Source organism: Bacillus sp. AFS073361 (assembly GCF_002567005.1).
In the GTDB taxonomy this organism is placed as follows: domain Bacteria; phylum Bacillota; class Bacilli; order Bacillales; family Cytobacillaceae; genus Neobacillus.
In genome coordinates this window covers 1-14376 of the sequence record NZ_NUZU01000018.1, presented here as the reverse complement: position 1 = coordinate 14376, position 14376 = coordinate 1, and the positions used below count along the sequence as shown (strand labels likewise).

13 protein-coding genes, 1 tRNA gene, 1 other RNA gene and 1 other annotated feature are annotated in these 14376 nt (G+C 40.9%); of the genes, 11 read left to right on the top strand and 4 right to left on the bottom strand.

The window, feature by feature from the left end; genetic code table 11:
• Window positions 1–82 precede the first annotated feature (82 nt).
• Window positions 83–1033 (bottom strand): YaaC family protein, encoded by a 951-nt coding sequence (locus COJ96_RS11180; RefSeq protein WP_098573040.1) that lies wholly within the window; start codon window positions 1031–1033, stop codon window positions 83–85.
• Window positions 1034–1140: 107 nt separating this feature from the next.
• Here COJ96_RS11180 and guaB point away from each other — a divergent pair, with 107 nt between their 5' ends.
• The 4 genes from guaB to COJ96_RS11160 all read left to right on the top strand — a co-directional run bounded on the left by guaB (window position 1141) and on the right by COJ96_RS11160 (window position 6184).
• A complete protein-coding gene (gene guaB / locus COJ96_RS11175) occupies window positions 1141–2604 on the top strand; it encodes an IMP dehydrogenase (protein ID WP_098573037.1) in 1464 nt (487 codons plus the stop codon).
• 141 nt (window positions 2605–2745) lie between these two features.
• Window positions 2746–4122, top strand: a complete 1377-nt coding sequence (locus tag COJ96_RS11170) for a D-alanyl-D-alanine carboxypeptidase family protein (protein WP_373561684.1) — start codon at window positions 2746–2748, stop codon at window positions 4120–4122.
• A 98-nt stretch (window positions 4123–4220) separates the two neighbouring features.
• Window positions 4221–4444 (top strand) — a binding site (T-box leader).
• Window positions 4445–4537: 93 nt separating this feature from the next.
• Complete coding sequence (gene serS / locus COJ96_RS11165) at window positions 4538–5818, top strand: serine--tRNA ligase (RefSeq protein ID WP_098573035.1); 1281 nt, start codon at window positions 4538–4540, stop codon at window positions 5816–5818.
• Window positions 5819–6091: 273 nt separating this feature from the next.
• Window positions 6092–6184, top strand: a tRNA-Ser gene (locus tag COJ96_RS11160).
• Window positions 6185–6762: 578 nt separating this feature from the next.
• Here COJ96_RS11160 and COJ96_RS11155 read toward each other — a convergent pair.
• The 3 genes from COJ96_RS11155 to COJ96_RS11145 form a co-directional block, all read right to left on the bottom strand.
• A complete protein-coding gene (locus tag COJ96_RS11155; RefSeq protein ID WP_098573033.1) occupies window positions 6763–7458 on the bottom strand; it encodes a deoxynucleoside kinase in 696 nt (231 codons plus the stop codon).
• Between the two features lie 171 nt (window positions 7459–7629).
• A complete protein-coding gene (locus tag COJ96_RS11150; RefSeq protein ID WP_098573031.1) occupies window positions 7630–8271 on the bottom strand; it encodes a deoxynucleoside kinase in 642 nt (213 codons plus the stop codon).
• 199 nt (window positions 8272–8470) lie between these two features.
• A complete protein-coding gene (locus tag COJ96_RS11145; protein ID WP_098573029.1) occupies window positions 8471–9757 on the bottom strand; it encodes a LysM peptidoglycan-binding domain-containing protein in 1287 nt (428 codons plus the stop codon).
• A gap of 148 nt (window positions 9758–9905) precedes the next feature.
• Here COJ96_RS11145 and tadA point away from each other — a divergent pair, with 148 nt between their 5' ends.
• The 7 genes from tadA (at window position 9906) to COJ96_RS11110 (ending at window position 14152) form a co-directional block, all read left to right on the top strand.
• Entirely contained in the window at window positions 9906–10427 is a 522-nt protein-coding gene (gene tadA / locus COJ96_RS11140) for a tRNA adenosine(34) deaminase TadA (RefSeq protein ID WP_098573027.1), read from the top strand.
• Between the two features lie 76 nt (window positions 10428–10503).
• Window positions 10504–10768: signal recognition particle sRNA large type (ffs, locus tag COJ96_RS11135), an RNA gene on the top strand.
• Window positions 10769–10905: 137 nt separating this feature from the next.
• Window positions 10906–12594, top strand: a complete 1689-nt coding sequence (gene dnaX / locus COJ96_RS11130; protein ID WP_098573025.1) for a DNA polymerase III subunit gamma/tau — start codon at window positions 10906–10908, stop codon at window positions 12592–12594.
• A gap of 28 nt (window positions 12595–12622) precedes the next feature.
• On the top strand, window positions 12623–12946 hold the full coding sequence (locus tag COJ96_RS11125; RefSeq protein ID WP_373561683.1) for a YbaB/EbfC family nucleoid-associated protein: 324 nt from the start codon (window positions 12623–12625) through the stop codon (window positions 12944–12946).
• A gap of 17 nt (window positions 12947–12963) precedes the next feature.
• Window positions 12964–13560 (top strand): recombination mediator RecR, encoded by a 597-nt coding sequence (gene recR / locus COJ96_RS11120; protein WP_026565815.1) that lies wholly within the window; start codon window positions 12964–12966, stop codon window positions 13558–13560.
• 21 nt (window positions 13561–13581) lie between these two features.
• The gene (locus COJ96_RS11115; RefSeq protein WP_026565814.1) at window positions 13582–13803 is read left to right on the top strand and encodes a YaaL family protein; all 222 of its coding nucleotides are present in this window, start codon (window positions 13582–13584) and stop codon (window positions 13801–13803) included.
• Window positions 13804–13888: 85 nt separating this feature from the next.
• On the top strand, window positions 13889–14152 hold the full coding sequence (locus tag COJ96_RS11110; RefSeq protein WP_098573014.1) for a pro-sigmaK processing inhibitor BofA family protein: 264 nt from the start codon (window positions 13889–13891) through the stop codon (window positions 14150–14152).
• Window positions 14153–14376: the final 224 nt, after the last annotated feature.

Genomic DNA, 14376 nt, shown 5'->3' with positions numbered 1-14376 from the left:
CTGAAAAGGTTGTTTTTTTGCGTGTGAAAATAAATAAGTTACCGAAGAGGATGAAGAATCCTTCCACGGTAACTAAAAATTGTCAATTTGATTTTTCCATTAAATACTGATAAACCAAGTATGGCCCCTTTTGTAACGTGACATCCAGAAATGAGCAAATGAAGGGATAATCCTGGTTTGGCATCATTTTTGTCAACTCACTCCACCACTCTGTTTCATATCGGGCAATCATACTTAAATTGTAAAGTAATAAATAATGAATGAGCAGCTCAGGAAAATTAAAATAATTGTCCTTGTTCAGGGGCAGCGCATAATAATTTTCCTCGAAGTGAAACTTCAAAGGCGAGCATCCAACAGAGGATGCCGGGTTCACCCGAAAAGACAAGCCTTCCTCAGAAAACTCCACACCCTTTTCAAACTTGGAGGCCAAGAACACCTTAAACCGATTTTCAGTCATATGGAATTGATCTAAGATGGTTTCGGGCACATGAAACTGTTGATGGTCGGACTCTACCTTAATGAATGTCCTTTTCCCCTCAAGTAAAAAGAATAATTCATCAAGCTCTGGTATAAGCTTAAGTAATTCCTCCATTATGACTTTTTCTCCTTCCAATTGTTTCATGTGAAACAATTTTTCAGAGATGAAGGGGAAAAGTCCATTTTTTTGAAGTTTCACTTCATCCTGGAAGAATTGATAATTTTGTTTCTTTCTTTTCCTTGTTGAGACACCATGAGCCAATACAGCAGTTGTTTCGGGATAAGCAGGATCTATTGTTAATATACATGCCTTAATTAGATGGACAAGACCATAAAAAAGTAAAATTGGTTTAATAATAAGTGGAGAACTGCTGGCTTGTTGATAATAAATTTGCCCATGTTCCAGATAATATAAAAATGGATAACAGTTTTCATAGCTTTTTTGCTCTGGATTCTCGATATTCCGTTTTTGATAACAACTTTTTAAAAATTGCTGGCAATATTCTGCCGAAAAGAAACAAGAGAAGCTTTTCCAATCTTTATATTGAATACTCAAGACTATATCACCTTTTTCAGAAGAATCAGACTAATATTTATTCCTTGACAGTATTTTATCCAATTGATAACCTACAAATAATATTTTTTTTCCTGGGGGCCTGAAAAATGTGGGAAAGTAAGTTTGTAAAAGAAGGTTTAACGTTTGATGATGTTTTATTAATTCCTGGTAAATCAGAAGTATTGCCTAGAGATGTAAATCTGCAAGTAGAACTATCGCCAAGTGTAAAGCTAAATATTCCTATCATAAGTGCTGGGATGGACACAGTAACAGAATCTGAAATGGCCATATCAATGGCTCGGCAAGGCGGCTTAGGGATTATTCATAAGAATATGACGATTGAGCAGCAAGCAGAGCAAGTGGAGAAGGTAAAGAGATCAGAAAGCGGGGTTATTACTGATCCATTTTTCCTAACTCCTGAGCATCAAGTGTATGATGCGGAGCATTTAATGGGAAAATATCGTATTTCCGGCGTACCAATTGTTAATAACTTAGACGAACAAAAGCTTATCGGGATTATCACCAATAGGGATCTTCGCTTTATCCAAGATTATTCATTTAAAATTTCCGACGTTATGACTAAGGAGAATCTTGTGACGGCCCCAGTTGGAACGACATTAAAAGAGGCAGAGAAAATTCTGCAGCGTTACAAGATAGAAAAACTACCGCTTGTTAATGAGCAGGGTGAGTTAAAAGGATTAATCACAATTAAGGATATCGAAAAGGTGATTGAATTTCCAAACTCTGCGAAAGACAGTCAAGGACGTTTATTGGCTGGAGCTGCGGTTGGAGTAACGAGCGATACGATGAAAAGAGTAGAAGCTCTTGTAAAAGCCAATGTCGATGTAATTGTGCTTGATACAGCCCATGGACATTCCAAAGGTGTCCTCGATATGGTAAAGGAAATTAGAGCTGCTCATCCAAATCTCACGATTATTGCTGGGAACGTGGCAACAGCGGAAGGAACCAAAGCCTTAATAGAAGCTGGTGCCGATGTGGTCAAAGTAGGAATTGGACCTGGTTCGATTTGTACAACAAGGGTTGTTGCCGGTGTAGGTGTTCCACAGATTACAGCCGTTTATGATTGTGCAGGAGAAGCGATGAAGCATGGCAAGACAATCATTGCCGATGGCGGCATCAAATACTCTGGGGATATCGTCAAAGCTCTTGCAGCAGGCGGATATGCCGTTATGCTGGGCAGCTTATTGGCGGGGGTAACCGAGAGTCCAGGAGAGACAGAAATTTTCCAAGGACGCCGCTTTAAAGTGTATCGCGGAATGGGTTCAGTGGCTGCGATGGAAAAAGGATCAAAAGACCGTTATTTCCAAGAAGATAATAAAAAGTTCGTACCAGAAGGAATTGAAGGACGGATTCCTTATAAAGGGCCTTTAGCAGAGACTGTATATCAACTTATCGGCGGACTCAGATCCGGAATGGGTTATTGCGGAACCAAAGATCTAGAGGAATTAAGAACAAAAGCACAATTTATTAAAATGACAGGTGCGGGATTAAGAGAGAGTCATCCACATGATGTTCAAATCACAAAAGAGGCTCCGAATTACTCACTATAACAACAAGACAGAGAAGCGATGACTTCTCTGTTTTTTATGTAAAAATACCTAGAAACTGAAAAAAATAGCCATAAGATGGTTCATAGCTCCGTCTATGATTTGCTATTGACTTATGTTAAAATAACCAAGGTGTATAAATTCATGGAGGGCGTTAAAGTGAACAAACATTTTTATCAGAAATGTATGGCCAGTGCGCTGGCACTTATTTTATTTTTTGGACTATTTGCTGGTGTTGATATAGCGAAGGCAGATGCAGCATTAAATGTGAATGCAGACGGAGCTATTTTAGTTGATGGACAAACAGGTAAGGTTTTATATGCAAAGAATGCTGACAGTCCATTAGGGATTGCCAGTATGACAAAGATGATGACGGAGTATCTTTTACTAGATGCCGTGAAGCACGGTAAGGTCAAATGGGATCAGGAATATACGGTAAGTGAACTAGTTTATAAGATTTCACAGCCAACGGGTTTATCGAATGTCCCTTTACGCCTTGGTGAAAAATATAATGTTCGAGAATTATATGAAGCGATGGCTATTTACTCTGCAAATGGGACAACCATTGCACTAGCTGAAGTCATTGCCGGTTCGGAAACGAATTTTGTCAAGTTGATGAATGAAAAAGCAAAGAAACTTGGATTAAAAAATAGTAAATTTGTGAATTCTACTGGCTTAAATAATAAGGATTATAATGGTGAGCAACCAGAAGGAACTGGTGCTGAAGAAGAAAATGTGATGTCTCCTCGCGACGTGGCTACATTAGCCTATCATCTCATTAATGATTATCCAGATGTTCTAAAAACAGCGAGCACGCCTAAAAAGGTATTCCGTGAAGGTACAGATGATAGAATTGTAATGCAAAACTGGAACTGGATGCTGCCAACATTAGTATATGGATATGAAGGTATGGACGGGCTCAAAACCGGTACAACTGATTTTGCAGGATACTGCTTCACAGGGACAGCGAGCAGAGATGGAAAACGATTTATTACCGTTGTCCAAAATGCAAAGGATGATAGCGGAAAAAATGATGGTTATAAAGCGCGTTTCGGTGAAACGAAAAAAATGCTAGATTATGCTTTTACAAATTATGCAAAGGAAGAAATTACTCCTAAGCATTACCAAGTAAAAGGTCAAAAAACGGTTCCTGTTACAAAAGGAAAAGAAGACCGGGTTAAAATCTATACAAAATCAGCCATTAGCATGATGATTCCAAATGGCAGCAAGCAAGACTACAAACCAGTCTTAGTCCTTGATAAAAAGAAATTGACGAAAGATGGTAAGCTAACAGCACCAATTAAGAAGGGTGAAAAAGTTGGTTATGTAACCATCGCACCAAAAAATGGTGAAAAGGTTAGTTTCTTAACTTCAGAGGGTCAACAATCGATTAAGGTTGATGTGATCGCTGCACAAGATGTAGAAAAATCAAACTGGTTTGTGTTAATGATGAAAGGCATTGGTAACTTTTTTGGGGATGTTTTTCATGGGATTTCCTCTACTGTTAAGGGATGGTTTTAATTTATTTTAACGAAAGCTAAGCAAAAACAATTTGTTTAAATTGGTTGCTTTTGGATAATATATATAGTAAATTAATAAATACAAAATCATAAATAATGATCAAAGCAATGAGAGGAACTAGTAACAAGAGACTCATTCTACAAGAGAGCCGGTGGCTGGTGTGAACCGGTGGATGAAACTTGTGAATCCCTCCTCGAGCAAGGTGCGGAACATCTCATCCTGAGATCAGTAAGTACTTTCGGTAGAAACCGTTAACGTTTTTTGAGGTGGACAGTTTATTCTGTCAACCAGGGTGGTATCGCGAGTAACTCTCGTCCCTGTTTTAGGGGCGGGAGTTTTTTGTTTTTTAAGCGGTAATGCGAACCGCACGGCATCGTCTAAAATAATAAAATGAGTAAAAAGGAGTGCCATTTTTATGTTAGATATTAAAGTGTTACGAGCTGATTTTGCAGAAGTAAAAGAAAAACTTCAAAAGCGGGGGGAAGATTTATCTGCTCTCGATCAATTTGAAGAATTGGACCAAAGAAGACGCGAATTGATTGTCGAAACAGAAAAATTAAAAAGCCGCCGCAATGAGGTATCACAGCAGGTTGCATCTTTAAAGCGAGAAAAGCAGGATGCCGACCATTTGATCAAGGAAATGCGCGAGGTGGGTGATAAGATTAAAACGTTTGATGATGAATTACGTGTAGTAGAAGAGTCATTAGAACTTTTAATGTTGAGCATCCCGAATATCCCGCATGAAAGTGTTCCAGTGGGCGAAACTGAGGATGATAATATTGAAATCAGACAATGGGGCAAGGTGCGCGAGTTTGAATTTGAAGCCAAACCGCATTGGGATGTTGCCGATCAACTAGGAATTCTTGATTTCGAGAGAGCCGGGAAGGTAACAGGAAGCCGCTTTGTCTTTTATAAAGGGCTAGGTGCTCGTTTAGAGCGTGCGTTAATGAGCTTTATGTTAGATCTTCATGTCGATGAGCATGGCTATACAGAAATATTGCCGCCGTATTTAGTCAACCGGGCGAGTATGACTGGAACAGGCCAGCTTCCTAAGTTTGAAGAAGATGCGTTTTTGATTGAAAACGAAGATTACTTCTTGATTCCGACAGCTGAAGTTCCTGTAACTAATCTTCATCGCGATGAAATATTAAGTGCTGAAGCCCTGCCGATCCGCTTTGCTGCTTACAGTGCATGTTTCCGTTCTGAGGCTGGCTCTGCGGGTCGTGATACACGCGGTTTGATTCGTCAGCATCAATTTAATAAGGTGGAACTTGTGAAGTTTGTTAAGCCTGAGGATTCTTACGATGAGCTTGAAAAGCTGACACGAGATGCAGAAAAGGTATTACAATTACTTGAGCTGCCATACCGTGTGCTAAGCATGTGCACGGGTGACCTCGGCTTTACCGCTGCGAAGAAGTATGATATTGAAGTTTGGATTCCAAGCTATGGAACGTATCGCGAAATTTCTTCTTGCAGTAACTTCGAAGCCTTCCAGGCAAGACGGGCAAACATTCGTTTCCGCCGCGAACCAAAGGCAAAACCGGAGCACGTTCACACCCTCAATGGTTCAGGCCTTGCGATTGGCCGTACGGTCGCCGCCATCTTAGAGAATTACCAACAAGCCGATGGCAGTGTCGTGATTCCAACCGTACTGCGTCCATATATGGGCAACCGTGAAGTCATAGCACCAATGTAATTTTAGTCTAAGTTAAAGCATATAGTTGGCACGCTGTTGATTGGAGCGGAAGGCACGAAGACTCCTGCGGGAGGACGGGGCTGGGGAGACCCCGCAGGAGCGCAGCGACGAGGAGGCTCCCCGGACCGCCCGCGGACAGCGAAGTGCCTGGAGTGGAAATCAAGAGGCATGTGTAACATAGAAAAAAACTGGACAGATAAAAATTTGTCCAGTTTTTTAATTTAGTATGTTGACATAGCAAAATGAGTATGGTAAATTAGATTCTGTTGATACGGAGGAATACCCAAGTTTGGCTGAAGGGATCGGTCTTGAAAACCGACAGGCGGGTCATACCGCGCGGGGGTTCGAATCCCTCTTCCTCCTCCATAATATTTACTAATCGCGCATAAAAACTGGAGATAAAGGTTCGTTACATCATATGTAACGAACTTTTTTTATGCTCATTTTTAGAATTAGCCTATGGTTATAAGACTGCTGAAGGAAAAAAGGTGCTAAACGGTAAATGAAGAGTGTCCCCATTTCCTGGGCGAAGGGAAAAAGAGGCTAAACGGGAAATGAAGAGTGTCTCCATTTCCTGGGCGAAGGGAAAAAGAGGCTAAGCGGTAAATGAAGAGTGTCCCCATTTCCTGGGCGAAGGGAAAAAGAGGCTAAACGGGAAATGAAGAGTGTCTCCATTTCCCGGGCGAAGGAAAAAAGGGGCTAAGCGGTAAATGAAGAGGGTCTCCATTTCCCGAGTGAAGGGAAAAAGGGGTTGAGCGGTAAATGAAGAGGCCCCCCATTTCCCGGGCGAAGGAAAAAAGAGGCTAAGCGGTAAATGAAGAGGCCCCCCATTTCCCGGGCGAAGGGAAAAAGAAGCTAACCGGTAAATGAAGAGGGTCCAGTCTAGCAAAATTCAGAAGTTTCTCCATCGCATCAATCCTATAAATTAAAAAGCACATATTGGATTATCCAATATGCGCTGTTCTTATATTTAGAATTTCTTTCAACTTTTCTTCCACTTCAAGGCAAACTCTAGTGGCATCTTCTGCACTTTTTACAACGTCTGTTGTATCCATATCAATCACTAATACTTCACTTGCTGAGTATTGGTTCATCACCCACTCATCATAACCCTTCCACACTTCGAAGTAATATTCCTTCAGTTCAGGATTTATTTCAAAGCTTCGGCCGCGGGCCATAATCCGGTCAATCACTGTATCAAATGACCCTTTTAAGTACACCATTAAATCTGGTGCCTTTTTGGGAAGTTCATTCAGTTCTTCCAGCATGTTTTCCACTAATTCTTCATATATTTTAAATTCCAAATCAGAAATCCTGCCTAACGATTTATTCACATAGGCAAAATACCAATCTTCATAAATGGAACGGTCTTGAATTGTATAAATAGGCTCTCTCCAGCTAACGCATTCCTTAACGGTTTTAAAACGTTTATTCAAAAAGAATAATTGAAGCAGGAAAGGGATCCTTTTGGCATCTAATTCTTCAGGTGTCAGTTCATAATAGAGCGGGAGAATCGGGTTATCATCCACCGTTTCATAAAACACCTTACTCTCAATTCCTTTATTTTGAAAGTGTGCATTCAATGTGTCTGCCACACTTGTTTTACCGAGACCAATCATACCACCAATAACGATACTCACTAACATCCCCCTGATCTATAATGTTTTAGTCCCGCATTAACGGGCAGTAAGCTCGGCCAGTCCAAGGCTCCTGAGTGAACCGAAAAGGATAACAGTAGGAGCAACTGCCCGTAAATGCCCGATTGGTTCAACTAACAATCAATGGGGATGGGACTCCCATTGATTGAAGTTTCACCTTATCCAGCTGCTTTTTTTTAATGCTAATGATAATTGTTCAAAAATATGGTTTAAATCTTGTTCATTTTTGACAAAATCCAATTCGTCTCCGCTAAAGCGAAGAACGGGTATTTCTGGATGTTCCTTTTCAAAGAGCGTCATTGATTCTTCATAATCGAGCGATAACTGTTCTAAATATAAGGGGCTGATATTCTTTTCCACTTCACGCCCTCTTATTTTAATTCGTTTTAGAAGTGTATCGAGGCTGGCATTCAAATAAATAATGACATTAGGCTTCGGCATATCTTCGGTTAGAATTTGATAAATTTTATCATATTTTTGATACTCGTCTGCATTTAAGGAACGCTTTGCAAATATTAAATTTTTAAAGATATGATAATCCGCTACGACGGATTGATTTTGAGTTAAGTAATGGGTATTGATATCCCCTAATTGCTTAAAACGATTGCAGAGGAAAAACATTTCCGTTTGAAAACTCCATTCTTCAATATTTTCATAGAATTTCCCTAAAAATGGATTTTCATCAACAATCTCTTTAAGTAATGCAAATTTAAATTGCGCTGAAATGGCTTTTGCAAGCGATGTTTTTCCAACCCCAATCGGCCCTTCAACGGTAATAAAGGGTGTATCCCCCATTGCAAGTCCTCCTTCGAAAGCTACCTTCACTCTATGTTTCACCAGATCTTCTGGTTATTTAGTCACAAAAAACACGCAAGATTTATTTTATCATAATCTTACTCAGGAAGGGATAAGGAAAATTTAGTAGAAAGTTGTTTTATGTCAAATATATGAAAAAACTGCCGAATCCCGGCAGTTTTTGTAGAAATAAAATTATTTAGGTCGCACGTTTAGTAACATTGAAGTTGTCGACGATTAACAGCCAATTTTGCGGGAAGGCAAGACCGAGCTTCCAGTAACTCATTCCCCTAATATTTAACTCCTTAATTAAATCAAACTTAGCTTGAATCGAGCGGGCGTCCTCAAACCAAACCTCATGCTGTTTGCCCGCTTCTGTATATCGAAAATGTGGTGCCTGCGCCTTGATGTCATACTGAATCGGGACATTGTGCTTTGCGGCGAGCTGTATGGCCTGCTGTGGACTCACTGCCTTGGCAACCGTTCCTTGCACGAAGGGAAGTGTCCAATCATAGCCGTACAAGTTTTGCCCCATCATAATCTTTCTTGCCGGGATATCTGTAACAGCGTATTCCAACACTCTTCTTACTTGATCGATGGGCGACACAGCCATCGCGGGGCCACCGCTATATCCCCATTCATAAGTCATAATCACGACAAAGTCAACGATTTCTCCGTGTGCCTTATAGTCATGGGCTTCATACCACTTCCCTTTCTGAGAGGCACTGGTCTTTGGCGCCAGTGCGGTTGACATGAGCCAGCCTTTACTGCCGAATAGATGTTTTGCCTTACGTAAAAAGCGATTATAGGCCTCGCGGTCGGCCGGACGTAAAAACTCAAAGTCAAAATGAATATCACGGAATCCATATTTATTTGCAGTAGACACAATGTTATTTAGAAATTTATCTTGAATGGCCATATCATTTAATAAAATTCGTCCGAGTTCATCACTGAACTGATCATTCTCTTGGTTGGTTATAACCATCATTAACACATTACGGTTGGCCCTGGCGATAGCAGGAAAGTTGTTCAGCAGCGGTTCTTTTAATGTCCCATCGCGGCGGGCTTGGAAGCTAAAGGGAGCCAAATAGGTGAGATAGGGTGCTGCCTCGCGGGCGCTGGATTCTAAGACTGGGGCTACGGTAGTGCCGCGTGGTTCAACATATGCGTTAAATTCAGCATCTCTTTTTTTGCCTTGGGGAATGTAGAGACGAAAACCTATATTAAGCGGCTGATTCGGGTTGATTCGGTTGATAGAGGCAAGCTCTTGGTAAGGGACGCCGAACTTTCTTGAGATGGTGAATAAAGTATCGCCTGGCTGCACGAAATAAAATTGCCCAATGATTGGAATGACAAGCGACTGTCCAATCACAAGATTATTTGGATTGGGTAAATCGTTAGCCTCTACTATGTCCTGGACGGTTGTTTGATAAGTCCTTGCAATCGTTGTTAAGGTTTCATTACCTCTTACCACATGGATTTGCATCCTAACCCCTCCTAAGCAAATATGCGTTGCAACTATTTTATGAGCGAGGAAACTGATAAATGATATAATGCTTATAAATTTCATCTGAAGCAATTAAAACTCCAATTTGGTAATAATGGGACCAAGGGAACAGTAAAGGGGAATTAGCATGACAGGAGATCAGTCAATTGATGAATATTTTATGAAGGAAGCGATGAAGGAAGCCAAAAAGGCTGAAGCGATAGATGAGGTACCGATTGGTGCAGTGCTCGTCATGGACGGAAAAATAGTCGCTCGGGCCCACAATTTACGGGAGACCGACCAAACTGCTATTGCACACGCTGAGCTAATCGCGATTGATCAAGCCTGTAGAGAGACAGGTACATGGCGTCTTGAAGAATCTACATTATATGTCACATTGGAGCCATGTCCAATGTGTGCAGGAGCAATTATTTTATCTCGAGTCAAAAGGGTGGTATATGGTGCGGCTGACCCTAAGGCCGGTTGTGCGGGGACACTGATGAACCTATTAGAAGATAACCGCTTTAATCATCAAAGTGACGTTACTAGTGGTGTTTTGGAAAGAGAGTGCGGGCAGCTGCTCTCCGACTTTTTTCGAAAAATAAGAGAGCGAAAAAAGTTAGCAAAGAGAATGAAGGAAGACAACCTTACAAAAAATGACAATGAATAAAGATTGCTTTTTTACGAAAATATTTGTATACTAAGAAAGCGTCATAGTGACGCATTAAACTTTGGTATCAACTTTGCCGTGCTAGGTGGGGAGGTAGCGGTGCCCTGTACCCGCAATCCGCTCTAGCGGGACTGAATCCCTTCCCGAGGCTAACGACCTGTAGGGTCTGCCTTAAGTAAGTGGTGTTGACGCCTGGGTCCTGCGCAATGGGAATCCATGAACCATGTCAGGTCCGGAAGGAAGCAGCATTAAGTGGACGCTCCCATGTGCCGCAGGGTGGCCTGGGCCGAGCTAACTGCTTAAGTAACGCTTATGGGCGTTAGTCGACGGAAGGTGCACGGCAGTTATATTACATAAAAAAACTCATCTCAGACTTGGGATGAGTTTTTTTGCACATTAAATAGATTCATTTTGTAAAAAGCAAAATGATTAAGGTATAATAAAAGAGAATGAAAATTTTGAAGGGGGCGTGTGTCAATTGGCGTATCAAGCTTTATATCGTGTTTGGCGTCCTCAAACATTTCTCGATGTAGTAGGACAAGAACATGTAACCAAGACATTGCAAAACGCCCTGCTTCAGCAAAAGATATCACATGCGTATCTTTTTTCCGGCCCGAGAGGAACAGGGAAAACAAGTGCAGCTAAAATATTAGCAAAAGCAATTAACTGTGAGCGATCACCTGTTTCTGAACCTTGTAACGAGTGTGCAGCCTGCCGTGGAATCACCGATGGAACGATTTCAGATGTATTAGAATTTGATGCGGCTTCGAACTCACGTGTGGAGGAAATGCGGGACGTCCTAGATAAGGTAAGATTTGCACCGACAGCTGTGAATTACAAAGTCTATATCATCGATGAAGTGCATATGCTATCCATTAGCGCCTTTAATGCCTTGCTAAAAACGCTGGAAGAACCGCCGAAGCATGTTATTTTTATATTAGCTACAACAGAACCTCATAAAATCCCCTTAACAATTATTTCAAGATGTCAACGCTTTGATTTTAGACGCATTACAGCTGGGGCAATTGTCAATCGGATGAAGTTAATTGTCGAGGAATCTGGAATTGATTGTGATGAACGTGCCCTTCAATTGATTGCACGGGCAGCAGATGGCGGGATGCGCGATGCACTTAGTCTATTGGATCAAGCGATATCGTATAGCCAGGACCATGTTGCCATTGAAGATGCATTAACGGTTACAGGATCGGTTTCGCAGGGATTTTTAAATAAACTTGCTTTGGCATTCCGGGAAAAGGATGTCGCAAACGGCTTAGCAGCGTTGGATGAGCTTTTATTTCATGGAAAAGACCCGATGCGATTTATTGAGGATCTAATCTTGTTCTATCGTGATATGCTTCTTTATAAAACGGCACCAAACCTTGAAGAATCGCTGGAACGAGTGATGCTGGATGATGATTTTCGAAACATTGCTGAAACGATATCAACAGATCAGATTTACCAACTGATTGATCTCTTGAATAAAACACAACAAGAAATGCGTTGGACCAATCACCCAAGAATTTTTCTTGAGGTGGCGATTGTGAAGCTATGTCAAATGGAAGTAAAGCAGACATCACAGGCACAGCCTGCTCAAATTGACCAGCTGTTAACAAGAATCGGCCAATTGGAGATGGAGCTCGAGCATTTAAAGGCGAATGGTGTAACAGCTTCTCCGCAAGAGGCGGTGCAGCAAACACAAAAGCCAGCCCAAAGATCAGCGAAAAAGGCATTCCAGCCGGCGGTCGGAAAAATAAATGAAGTATTAAAGCAGGCAACAAAAAGCGATTTGAATCTGATTAAATCGAATTGGGCAGAATTGCGTGCAAGTCTGTTAAAATCACAAGCTGCCCTATTGAACGATGCCGAGCCTATCGCCGCATCAGCAGCTGCTTTTATCATAAAATTTAAGCATGAAATGATTTGCCAGATGGCGATGAGTCGAACAGATTTTCTGGATGCAGTGATCGCCGCTTTATATAAATTAACAGGCAAACGATTTACAATCTTAGGTGTTCCGGAAGACCAGTGGCTGCCAATTCGCGAAAGCTTTTTGAATAGTCATGAAGGTGCTGAAGGAGAAACCAGTGAAGTACCAAAGGAAGAAGAACCACATATTGCCGAGGCGAAAAAAATATTTGGCGAAGAATTTGTGGAGATTATTGATTAATAACTAACTAATTGGAGGTAGATGAACAATGATGCGTGGTGGCGGAATGGGAAATATGCAAAATATGATGAAACAAATGCAAAAGATGCAAAAGAAAATGGCAGAGGCACAAGAGGAATTAGGTGAAAAAAAGATTGAAGGAACTGCTGGCGGTGGCATGGTTACTGTGATTGTTACAGGACATAAGGAAGTAGTCGATGTAATTATTAAACCTGAGGCTGTTGATCCAGATGATGTAGAAATGCTTCAAGACCTTGTTTTAGCTGCTACAAATGATGCTCTTAAAAAGGCAGAAGAGTTAACAAACAGTACGATGGGGCAATTTACAAAAGGAATGAACCTTCCTTTTTAGGAGAGGAATAGCCAAAGATGCATTATCCAGAACCAATTTCAAAGCTGATTGACAGCTTTATGAAGCTGCCAGGTATCGGTCCTAAAACGGCCGGTCGTCTGGCTTTTTTTGTCTTAAGTATGAAAGAAGATACGGTGCTTGATTTTGCTAAAGCACTTGTTAATGCCAAACGGAATTTAACGTATTGTTCTGTCTGCGGTCATATCACAGATCAAGACCCTTGCTACATTTGTGAAGACGTGCGCCGCGATAAGAGTATCATCTGTGTCGTCCAAGATCCAAAAGATGTGATTGCGATGGAAAAAATGAAGGAATTCAATGGATTGTACCATGTCCTTCATGGGGCCATTTCCCCTATGGATGGGATCGGACCAGAGGATATTAATATTCCAAGCCTCCTAAAGCGTCTTCAAGATGAAAATATAATAGAAGTAATCTTAGCGACAAATCCTAATATCGAAGGAGAAGCAACAGCCATGTACATTTCCCGTTTGTTAAAACCATCGGGAATTAAAACCACAAGGATTGCTCATGGACTACCAGTCGGCGGGGATCTTGAATATGCAGATGAGGTTACTTTATCCAAAGCGATTGAGGGCCGAAGAGAATTTTAAGAAGACGCGGAGGAATCAATGATGTTTTTTCAGCGTAAAGGGCGGCTTCGTAAAGAGTATAATGAAAAGCTTTTAGTGCAGTTGAATCGATTTAAAGAGCATTGGCAGCAAGAAAAACTGCTGTTAGAGAAAAGTTTCGATCCTTCTGACGAAGTAATTTGTCAAACGAAAATAGCTGAGGCAAAATATATCTTTCTCTTAAGAGAGGCAAAGCAGCGGAACGTTAATTTAATAAAATCATAAATAAGCTATTTCCTTTTTTAGGTCTATTCTTGGCAGCTTGTACATAAGTTGTAAATAAAATGACTTAAGAAGGGGGATAGCTTTTTTGGAACCAATTATCGTAATATCTATCCTAGGCGGTTTAGTGATTATCCTGTTATTTACGGGAGCTCCCTTTAAGCCTGCTCGATTTGTAGGTCAAGCCGCAATCAAGTTGGTCATTGGAGCGCTATTTTTATTCTTCCTAAATGCAGCAGGAAACCGTTATGGTATACATGTACCGATTAATGTGGCCACCTCCGCCATTTCAGGCTTTTTAGGAATACCGGGTCTGATTGCATTAGCTGCTATTCAACATTGGGTACTCTAGATCGAAAACCGCTGAAAAAAAGCGGTTTTTCTTTTTGAAAAAATATAAAAATCAATTTCAAAAAAGTGTTGACCAATGCATTTATTTGCTGTAATATATGAAAAGTCGTCACTGAGGCGATGCAAAACGAAAGAAAAAAGTTGTTGACTTCTGGTTGATAACTTGGTAAGATAATAAAGTCGCTTTTGAGTGACGGAGAAATTGTTCTTTGAAAACTAAACAAA